General features: G+C 46.4%; 8 protein-coding genes. 4 read left to right on the top strand and 4 right to left on the bottom strand.

The genetic code is table 11. The features are described 5' to 3' along the window. Positions 1 to 13 precede the first annotated feature (13 nt). Positions 14 to 502: an SDR family NAD(P)-dependent oxidoreductase gene (locus PCH02S_RS34930; protein WP_307719964.1), complete on the top strand. Its 489-nt coding sequence runs from the start codon at positions 14 to 16 to the stop codon at positions 500 to 502. 29 nt (positions 503 to 531) lie between these two features. Here the strand turns inward: PCH02S_RS34930 and mscL are convergent, their stop codons facing one another. Beyond that, positions 532 to 1,002, bottom strand: coding sequence for a large conductance mechanosensitive channel protein MscL (gene mscL, locus PCH02S_RS34925; protein WP_127458713.1), 471 nt, complete (start codon positions 1,000 to 1,002; stop codon positions 532 to 534). An 84-nt stretch (positions 1,003 to 1,086) separates the two neighbouring features. Next, positions 1,087 to 2,184, bottom strand: a complete 1,098-nt coding sequence (hisC, locus tag PCH02S_RS34920; RefSeq protein WP_246069430.1) for a histidinol-phosphate transaminase — start codon at positions 2,182 to 2,184, stop codon at positions 1,087 to 1,089. Positions 2,185 to 2,388: 204 nt separating this feature from the next. Between hisC and PCH02S_RS34915 the strand changes: the two genes are divergently transcribed. Continuing rightward, a complete protein-coding gene (locus tag PCH02S_RS34915; protein ID WP_127458711.1) occupies positions 2,389 to 5,094 on the top strand; it encodes an ATP-binding protein in 2,706 nt (901 codons plus the stop codon). A gap of 89 nt (positions 5,095 to 5,183) precedes the next feature. Here the strand turns inward: PCH02S_RS34915 and PCH02S_RS34910 are convergent, their stop codons facing one another. Continuing rightward, positions 5,184 to 7,337 carry a 5'-nucleotidase C-terminal domain-containing protein gene (locus PCH02S_RS34910; protein ID WP_127458710.1) on the bottom strand — a complete coding sequence of 718 codons (2,154 nt, stop codon included), beginning with the start codon at positions 7,335 to 7,337 and terminating at the stop codon, positions 5,184 to 5,186. A gap of 142 nt (positions 7,338 to 7,479) precedes the next feature. After that, entirely contained in the window at positions 7,480 to 7,758 is a 279-nt protein-coding gene (locus PCH02S_RS34905; RefSeq protein ID WP_127458709.1) for a hypothetical protein, read from the bottom strand. A gap of 156 nt (positions 7,759 to 7,914) precedes the next feature. Between PCH02S_RS34905 and PCH02S_RS34900 the strand changes: the two genes are divergently transcribed. Beyond that, positions 7,915 to 8,136 (top strand): hypothetical protein, encoded by a 222-nt coding sequence (locus PCH02S_RS34900; protein WP_127458708.1) that lies wholly within the window; start codon positions 7,915 to 7,917, stop codon positions 8,134 to 8,136. A gap of 162 nt (positions 8,137 to 8,298) precedes the next feature. After that, the gene (locus PCH02S_RS34895) at positions 8,299 to 8,688 is read left to right on the top strand and encodes a VOC family protein (protein ID WP_127458707.1); all 390 of its coding nucleotides are present in this window, start codon (positions 8,299 to 8,301) and stop codon (positions 8,686 to 8,688) included. The last annotated feature ends 306 nt before the right edge of the window (positions 8,689 to 8,994 follow it).

Genomic DNA, 8,994 nt, shown 5'->3' with positions numbered 1-8,994 from the left:
CCAGCTCGAGCCGATGACGTTCATCGGCCGAGCTGGCCAAGAGGACCTGCAGATGAGTCTGCAGGTCAATCTCATCGCGCCCACGCTGCTGACGAACAGCTTCATTCGGCAGACGCAGGCGCTGCCGATCAAGAAGCGGGTCGTCCACATCTCCTCGGGCGCGGGGAAGAAGCCCTACCCCGGCTGGGGGGCGTATTGCACCGCCAAGGCCGGGCTTGATATGCTGACGCGCTGCATTGGCGTCGAGCAGATGGAACAGCCCTACCCGGTGGAGGTCATCTCCGTCGCACCGGGGGTGGTGGATACGGATATGCAGCGGGAGATTCGCGCTGCATCCGAAGAGGACTTCCCGCAGCTAAGCCGGTTCGTGAAGCTGCATGCGGACGGCGAGCTGCAATCGCCGGAAGCAACGGCGGCGCAGCTTCTGGAGCTGCTGCAGCGAAATGCTTTTACGCAGGGCGAGATTGCCGATCTGCGCACAAAAAAGGAGTTAAGCAGCTGAGAGGCGCTTAACTCCTTTTATCCTATGTACTACTGAATGCTTCCTGACACAGACGGCCCGGATGACAGCTCAGAGGTACAAAATTTACAGCGGGTCGCTTGCGCCGGAATGTCCGACAAGCAGTGCGGACAAGATTTGGTCGTAGGAGCTTTCTCCTTCGGCTCTTCTTTCTTGCGGAACTTGGACAATTGTTTAACAACGATAAAGATGACGGCAGCAACAATTAAAAAGTCTAAGAACGTAGAAATAAATGCTCCGTATTTCAGAACTGGCGCACCTTTATCGGCTGCAGCGTCAGCAAGTGTATCGTAGTGTTTGCCATTCAAAGATATGAAAAGTTCATTAAAGTTCACTCTGCCCAGCAGTAACCCGATAGGCGGCATGATCACATCGTTGACGATGGATGTAATGACTTTCCCGAATGCTCCCCCGATAATAACCCCCACCGCTAGATCGACCATATTTCCTTTAAAAGCAAAATCTTTAAATTCCTTTAGCATAGTGAACCTCCAACAAACTGCATTTTTTGCATTGTAGCATATTTTGTCGTAGTCAAACAATGAGTTGGATGCTCGTTTAGTTGTTTAGTCCTTCAGAGCGGATAGGAGTGGCTGTTCCTTGGACTCCTGCAACACCTCGCGCAGGGCGCTGATGAATGCTTCATGATCTTCAGGAGTTCCTATTGAAATCCTTACATGATTAGGGAGGTTCCACGCGCCTGCATAACGCAGGATAACGCCTTTTCGCATCAATTGATCATAGATCGCTTTCGCATCAGGGCCAAGTTCCACAAGTACGAAATTACTCATGCTGCGCGTGAAATTGAATCCCAATTCCTGCAGACTGCTGTAAAGCTGCTCTCTGCCGAGTTTATTCATTTCTCGCGTCGCTTCAAGATGAGCATCATCCTGAATGGCGGCGACAGCGCCGATTTGTGCTAAGGCATTTACGTTAAAAGGTTCTTTGACCTGACGAATATTGCGCAGAATGCTTGCAGATGCGATGCCATATCCAACACGGATGCCGGCTAAGCCGTAAATTTTGGAAAAGGTCTGTGTAACGATGATGGGATATCCCTGACGCACCAGCTCAAGCCCGTCGCAGTAATCATCTGCAGTTACAAAGTGACTGTATGCTCCATCAAAAATGACCAGTACATGAGGAGGGAGCTTATCCATTAGCGCATGCAAGTCCTGTTTTGTCATATAGGTGCCAGTTGGATTATTTGGAGAACAAATATATAACAGCTTCGTTTTCTCGGTTACAGCAGCCAAAAGATCCGCGATTTCATAACGGTAATCCTCACGAAGCGGCACCTGTACGACGGATGCGCCCATCAGATTAGCGCCGAATTCATATTCGCTGAAGGTTGGAGAGGGCACGATGACTTCGTCGCCTTCCTCCAAAAACGTTTCGGATAGGAGTGTAATGAGCTCGTCGGCGCCATTCGTAACAAGCACTTGCTCGGGCAGCGCCTCCAACTTGCCGGCAATAGCGCTGCAGAGATCAATTGTATCCGCGTCGGGATAACGATGAATATCAGTCAGATAGGATTGAATGGCTTGGACAGCGAGAGGGGATGGACCAATCGGATTTTCATTGGAAGCAAGCTTGGTCACCTTGTCGATACCTAATTCCCGTTGGACTTCCCAAATGGGTTTGCCCGGAGAATAAGGCTTCATGCGAGAAAGGACGCCGCGTGGACGGATATGGTCTGTTGTACGATTGCTCAAAAGTATCACTCCTTTAAGGATGGTTGCTTTAGTTAAATAATACATTAACTTGGTAAAGTAGTAAAGTATAAAAATCCCATATCCCAACTTTTAGGAGAGTAGTATAATACGTAAAGATGCGTAATTCGATGTTAAGGAGAGGACACTGCGCGGATGGGGAAAAAGAAGAGATTTGGTATCCGATCCAAAATCATGCTTGGCTACATTTTCATTTTCGCTTGTATAAGTGTTGTATTTACGCTAGTGATTAATCAAGTGACCTCGATGCAAACGGATAGAAATTATATCATTGAGCATGATTTTGCCGTCCATAGTGAAATCAACAACATCGAAAAGTATGTGATGGACATGGAAAGCGGGCAGCGGGGATATTTGATAACCGGAGATTCTGCCTACCTGGAACCCTACCACTCCGCAGAGAACAACTGGCGGCAGTCCTACATGAAGCTAAGTCAGCTTACACGTGAAAATGAGGTCCAGGAACAAAGTTTACTATCGATCAAAAAGGCTATAGAGCACTGGATCATGCAGCTTGACGGGACACCCGGTCCAGTCATGAAAAGGGATCAAGGTGCAGGTACCTATTCCATCAATCCTTATGATTTTTATTTGGGCAAGCAAAATGTGGAGGATATCCGCTCTCAGCTCGATCGTTTCAGGAATATTGAGATAGCGCTTACGAAAGATAGGGCCAAGCTCTTGGACAATCAGAACCGGATGTTCACCAGATCCTTGTTCGTTATGTTGACCCTGCTGCTTATTTTCTCGTTAACAGCTGCACTCTTAATATCGCAGTCGATTGTTGGGACGATCAAACAGGTTACCAAAAGTATTTTGAAATTAAGCTCCTTCAAGAGAGACTACACACAGCGCATCCATGTCACAATGAACGATGAAGTAAAGGATCTCGCTGATGCAACGAATATGCTTTTAGAGAACCAAGAGGAAATCGAATGGCAGCAGCGCAAGCTTGCGGAAGTGGTTCATATGCTTCAAGGCATATCGGACATGGAAACGTTAGGTTCTTCCTTTATTAGTAAAGCCGCTGAGCTTTTTGGTGCGTCCTTCGGACTGTTTTACCTCCGATCCACCCACAAGGGCAAGGTTACTATGGAGAAAATAGCAGCCTACGCCATGATGATGGATAACGAGAATGACGTTGGGATTCAGCGGTTTCATCTGGGGGAAGGGCTCGTCGGTCAATGCGCGCTGGAGAAGCGGATGTTCCATTTCATGAATGTGCCGGATCATTATCTCAAAATAACGTCCGGACTCGGCGCTGTAAAAGCGCAAAGCGTACTGATTGTGCCGATTTTACATCATCATGAAGTTATTGCCGTTATGGAATTAGCCAGTTTAAATAAGTTTACTCATCAACAGATGGAGCTTCTTGAAGATATTCTCGACGTCCTCGGAACCATCGTGCACAGTGTGCAATCACGCGTTGAAGTGGAGCGTTTGCTTCGGGAATATCAACTGATGACGGAAGAGCTGCAGATTCAAACGGAGGAGCTCCAAAGCCAGCAGGAAGAGCTGCACATGACGAATGAACAGTTAGAGGAGCATAACCGATGTGCGGATGAAAGGTCCAAGGAACTTGAACGCATCAAGGTGGCTCTCGAAGAACATGCGGTTCAGCTGCAGCTAAGCTCCAGATACAAATCGGAGTTTCTGGCTAATATGTCGCATGAGTTTCGTACTCCACTTAACAGCGTGCTTATTTTATCCCAAATGCTGCAAGAAAATAAGATGGGCAACTTGAGTAGTGATGAGCAGGAATATGCGCGTGTAATCCATTCCTCAGGGACCGATCTGCTGCTGCTTATTGACGACATTCTTGATTTATCGAAAGTGGAAGCCGGCAAGTTGGATATCCATATTGGGGCTCTAAATGTAAGAGAGCTTCCTAAGCTCATTCGAAGTCAATTTGCCAAGGTGGCTGAACAGCGAAATCTGAGTTTGAACATTGAGCTTGAACTCCCGGTGCCGGAGGACTTTTATACGGACGAACAGCGTCTCAGTCAAATTTTGAAAAACTTGTTGTCCAACGCGTTTAAGTTTACGCATGAGGGCGGTGTTCACGTGAGTATCAAGCGTTGTGAAGCGGATCAAGTCACCCAGTTGCTGCCTTCCGCTGACCCTGGTCAAGTTCTGGCCATCTCGGTTAAGGATACGGGGATCGGTATTCCGATTGACAAGCAGGCGCTTATTTTCGAACCCTTCCGGCAAGCTGACGGCACGACGAATCGGAAATACGGGGGAACAGGCCTTGGCCTCTCCATTTCTCGCGAACTGGCGGGACTGCTTGGAGGTGACATCGGCATGAGCAGTGAAGAGGGGGTTGGAAGCACTTTCACAGTCTACCTCCCATCCTTGGAGCCAGGGATCAGTGAGTTTCAACCGGCATGGGAGGAAGCCGCAGCAGCCTATGACGCCACTCCGGCGAAGCTGGAAGAGCCTTCCCTCCCTTTGGCTGAACCAAACTTTCTGCGAGGGAAGGTTGTGCTTGTCGTTGACGATGACGTGCGAAATGTTTTCGTGCTGAGCAACGCTTTTGAAAATGAAGGGATGACCGTCATCATTGCGCATGATGGGCAGGAATGCCTGGCTATTTTGCAGAAGGAGCCTCAGATTGATATCATCCTTATGGATATGATGATGCCTGTGATGGATGGCTATGAGGCCATGCGCATGATTAGAAAAGACGAACGCAACGAGCATCTGCCCATTATTGCGATAACGGCGAAAGCGATGAAGCAGGACCGTGATATTTGCCTGCAAGCAGGCGCTTCCGACTACATCAGCAAGCCATTGAATTTAAACCAGCTGCTGTCGCTTATGCGAGTTTGGCTGGCATAATCAAAAAAGGTCTTTGATTTCTCCCGTAAGGGATTGATCAAAGACCTTCTTTTATTAGTTAATGGGATTAATAAATGAATAAGTGCTTATTATTTAAGATCCAACCGTACGTCGCGCCCGTCATCCTGAACGGATAGCTCTTTACCCGCCGCTTTCAAGGAGTTCGCGTAACTGACCCAAGCATCGAGCATGATGGCGCCATCTTTCCAATCCTTCACTTCACCGAAAACCGTAAAGCCATCGCCGCTGCCTGTTGCCATAAAATCATTCGTCGTCACTTTGAACGTGCGGTCTGTGTTAAACTTACCGTCCACGTAGATCGGCGTACCGTCTACCAGCGTGATTTTGGAATATTTCTCGCCAAGAGGTTTAGTGCTGTCCCACTCGACTTTCAGACCGGAGAATTGAATAGCCGGAAGATTCGTATACTTGTCCGTTACTTCCAATGCTTTTTTGATTTGCTCAGCCGTCATTGTGCCTGTCACATTGTAGTTGCCGAAAGGGAATACTTCAAACATTTCACCATAAGTTAGATCGCCTTTATCGACATCGGCACGGATACCGCCAATATTTGTGAAGGCGATGTCGGATTTCTCGGCAGCGCGCATAGCGTCCGTGATGCTGTTGCCGAGCTGTGAAGCGCCATCACGATCTACGCCGCCATTTTTATCGAAACGGAATGATTTACGTCCAAGCGGTTCAGCGGCAACGACTTCAACTTCACTGGATTTCGTTGAAATTTTCGCCTTATAGTCTTCTACCGTTTGGTGAATTTTCTCGTCAGCCGTGGTCAGGTTCGTGTAGGTTTCAAGCAAGCTGGCGTTCGATGAAACGACCTGTTTAGTTGTTTTATCTACAAATAGTTGAATATGGCCAACCGCGTACAACCAGCTTTGCGCTTCTACAACTGGGATGCCGTTCACAATTCCGGAAACACGCAAATGGGAGTGCCCACCGACGATTGCATCCAGTGTGCCGTTGCCTGTGCCTTTGGCCAGATCTGCAAGCTCGCTGATGATTTCAGCGGATTTTTGGTTTTGCTCACCAGGCAGGTGGGAAGTAACCATAATGATGTCAACGCCTTTGGCACGCAGTTCAGCTGACAATTCTTTGGCTAGAGGAACTGGATCCACGAAGGAAAGTCCTTCAATGTTTGTTGATTTCGTCGTTGATGTTGTTTGTGGAGTCGCGAAGCCGATGATGCCGATTTTTAGTCCATCTTTTTCAATGATGACGTAAGGTTGTGTCCAATCTACACGTTCGCCTGTTTTCGTGTCGATAATATTAGCGCCTAGAATAGGGAATTTCGCATTCTTAATGTTATTAATTAAAACGTCACGTCCAAAATCGAACTCATGGTTTCCGATAGCTGCCGCATCGTATTTCACTTGAGCCATGGTATCCATGACGGATTGACCATTGGTTGTATTCGAAATAAGTGTGCCCTGCCAAGCGTCTCCGCCATCAACCACTACAGTGCCTTCCGGATTCACAGCACGGAAATCGGTGACGATTCCGCCAACGGTTTCAATACCGCCTTGGCTTTGGTTGCGTTTTTTATCGAAGCCAACTTCGATTTTACCGTGAATATCATTTGTAGTTAAAATATCAACAACCTTAAATAAAATTGGCTTAAGCGCCTTGGCAACTTCATCACGCGTAACGGCTGCTGTCGGATTGAAGTTTCCATCCAGTGTCGGGCTGAAAATGCCGCTGATGACGGCATACGCGACATAAGGGCGGGACTCTTTTGCAATGGAATCGGAGTCTTTGAAGTAGTTCAAAACATTCTCATTCACGCTTGGCAGCTTACCGCCCGTTACCACTTTCACGATCAACTCGGCAAGCTCTTGGCGAGTAACCGCAGCATCCGGGTGGAACGTTCCGTCAGCGAATCCGCTGATCAGCTTCGCTGCAACCGCATTGGCAACAGCTTGTTTCTGCCAATTTGCGAGATCAGTGAACGTGACAGAAGCGGGATCTACGCTTTGCAATTTCGCTGCACGGTTGATCATTGTAGCAACTTCAGCGCGTGTTGCCGGGTTTGCACCGCGGTAGTCGGTATCTCCGTAGCCTTCGATTGCGCCGTTATCAATGGCAAGACGCATATCTGACTTCATCGTAGTCGTAGTGGTAGATGCTGGTGCTGCTGTGTCGGCGAAAGCAATACTGCCGGTAAAAGTGCTTGTAAGAGCGGTTACAAGAGCGAGGGCTGTAAGTCGAGTTTGGAATGTTTTTTTCATGTGATGGAAAGACCTCCTTCATAATAATAGAACATAGGTTAATTAACACGTCTATTAGTATAAAGGAAATTGGTAGTTTTTGAGAAGTGAAGAAATCATTATTATAAAAATCAACAAAAAAAGCCCTTAACCCTCCAAGGATTTAAGTGGCTTTGTAGTCATTATGAACTTCAAAATGATAGATTGTATTGCGAGTAAGTACCCGAAAATCCAATCCGTCTCTATCTATGGCTTGAACTCTAGTTGTTTTGAATGGAATATATCGATGTATGCCGGATAAGATCATCGGTGACCCGACTTCAGTTGGGTTCATCTCACGAAAAGTCTGCCCTTGAATCTCATCAAAATCAAATCGTTCAGATCGATGTTTGGGCGTAATCCCATCCACCTCGTAGATTTGAAGAAGCTTTAGCAATCTCATGTTGTTACCCTCCCATCTAACCTTCCTAGCAACAGTATACAACGTCTAAGGTATCTAAGCGAAATTTTAAACCTAACACTTACCTAATAATGTTCTCACACTTTCCTTATTTCCAAAATATACAATTGAAACATTGGAATTGGGGGGTGACCTTGTATGATACATACGAGAGTGCGTGTCGAGGAAAAAGAAGTTCTTATGTTTTATGAATCCAAGCATCAGGATCATTTGCATGTTGCAGTTGAAACGATTCTCAAGCATTTATCTAATGAGAAAATCCGCAGAGTGTTCGATGACCTTGGCTTGGTCAATATTACGAATGAGGAAGTTACGCTCTTTTCGCTTAATGGCGAGATTGAGACACTATGCATAACGTAGATGCTTTTCGATAATCTATTCCTATGTGGTTTAAATTATGACTGATTAGGTGTACCGATATAGATTTGTTATTTTGAAATTATTAGTAGGATGTTCTAGCCCTCATCTGCTATTTTCGTTAAAATAATAGGAAGTAGGAGATTAATAGGGAGGTTATGAACAATGGCAGTATTGAAAATGGAGCACGTCGGTGTGATGGTGGCAAACTTAGAAGCGTCAATTCGTTTCTATGAGGAAGTAATTGGTCTTAAGCACAAAGGGACGTTGCTTCACACAAATGGCGTCATCCGCCTTGCCTTTCTGGGCTTTGAAGCGTTGAACGAGACTGAAGTTGAACTCATCGAAGGTTATCATGCAGATTTGCCGCAAGAAGGGAAAGTTCATCACTTGGCTTTTACCGTTGACGACGTCGAAGCGGAGTTTACGCGGATTCAAGGGCTGGACGTTCAGCAGGTAGATGAAGAAATTACGACGCTGCCTAATGGCTCCAGGTATTTCTTCTTTAATGGGCTAGATGGAGAGCGCATTGAGTTTTTCCAAACGACTCGTTAATTAAACGTACATCTAATAACATACGCAAATGAGACGGGTGCATCTGATGCATCCATTTTTTATGTATGAATAGAACAAAACATTCAAAAGAATGGCAATTGCGGAACATTTCCAAAGGGGTTGTAATTGGTTATTGAGCGTGGTACATTATACCTCGTTGCTTCGGACGGCGAATCACTTAGAACGATAAAGTGAGTTTGCTTCGAAGGGCGACATGTGGTAGTATTAATTTCCCAACAGCGAACGACAGAAATTGACAAGAAAAAAGTGCTTGCAATTGATGAACGAGCTGTGGTATATTACTTC

It is taken from the genome of Paenibacillus chondroitinus NBRC 15376 (assembly GCF_004000765.1).
Classification (GTDB): Bacteria; Bacillota; Bacilli; order Paenibacillales; family NBRC-103111; genus Paenibacillus_E; species Paenibacillus_E chondroitinus.
This window is presented reverse-complemented; position numbering and strand designations above follow the sequence as displayed.